Source organism: Mesorhizobium sp. M8A.F.Ca.ET.207.01.1.1, assembly GCF_004794715.1.
Classification (GTDB): domain Bacteria; phylum Pseudomonadota; class Alphaproteobacteria; order Rhizobiales; family Rhizobiaceae; genus Mesorhizobium.
The window spans coordinates 1-301 of record NZ_SRUS01000479.1 but is presented as its reverse complement, the minus strand read 5'-3'; the positions used below and the strand labels follow the sequence as shown (position 1 = coordinate 301).

At 68.8% G+C, this 301-nt stretch carries 1 protein-coding gene; it reads right to left on the bottom strand.

Annotation, left to right across the window (positions count from 1 at the left end; all coding sequences use genetic code 11):
- Nucleotides 1-301 (bottom strand): hypothetical protein (locus EN850_RS35455; protein ID WP_210238089.1); only part of this gene is annotated, 301 nt, incomplete at both ends.

The following is a 301-nucleotide window of genomic DNA, read 5'->3' as shown; positions in this document are numbered from 1 at the left end:
GCACTCACGCGGCCATCGCCCACGGCATAGCTGCCGGCCCTGGTACGCGGCAGCGCGACCACGATCTTCGGATTGCCCTGCTCGTCCGGTGCGCGGTACTGGGCAATCTGTGCACGCACGCGCACCTTCCAGTAGCTGCGCATGCTGCGGTGGGTCACGTCCGAATCGAACGAGCGTGCGCCACGCTGGGCATCGACGCTGACCTTCTCGTCGTAGCTCTCCTTGACGCTGGCCGAGGCACCGCCGCCCTTGGCCGTGGCCTCGCCGGACGCGCTGGCAGAGGCCGAACCCTTGAAGCTCC